This is a genomic window from Shewanella sp. 10N.286.52.C2 (genome assembly GCF_002874545.1).
In the GTDB taxonomy this organism is placed as follows: Bacteria; Pseudomonadota; Gammaproteobacteria; order Enterobacterales; family Shewanellaceae; genus Shewanella.
Map to the genome: position 1 here is coordinate 1 of NZ_MCTV01000062.1, position 395 is coordinate 395.

Genomic DNA, 395 nt, shown 5'->3' on the forward strand with positions numbered 1-395 from the left:
AGCCTAGACTCAGTGTCATACTCTGGTACCGACGGTATATTAGTGCAAAACCAAGATGGCTCAGTGACCTTCTCGCCAAATGAGAACTTCAACGGCGAAATCAGTCTTGATGTGGTGGTTATCGATGATGACGGCGCCACTGCTGAAACCACCGCAGGCATTACTACACTGGCGGTTAATGACGCACCTGTAGTTGATGGTAATATCGCTTACAATGTCGATGAAGATGGCACCATTACTCTCAGCCAAGAACAATTACTTGCCAATGCATCTGATGTAGACGGTGATGATTTAACCGCTGAAGGGCTTAGCGTTGCTGGTAACGCAACAGTTGTGGCTAACCCCGATGGCAGCTTTACCATTACCCCAGATGCGGACTTTAATGGCGACTTAGA

General features: G+C 47.8%; 1 protein-coding gene. It reads left to right on the forward strand.

Going from position 1 to position 395, the window contains the following annotated elements; translation table 11 throughout:
* Nucleotides 1-395, forward strand: a 395-nt coding sequence (locus tag BCU94_RS17635; RefSeq protein ID WP_157937408.1) for a tandem-95 repeat protein, incomplete at both ends; no start/stop codon positions are given.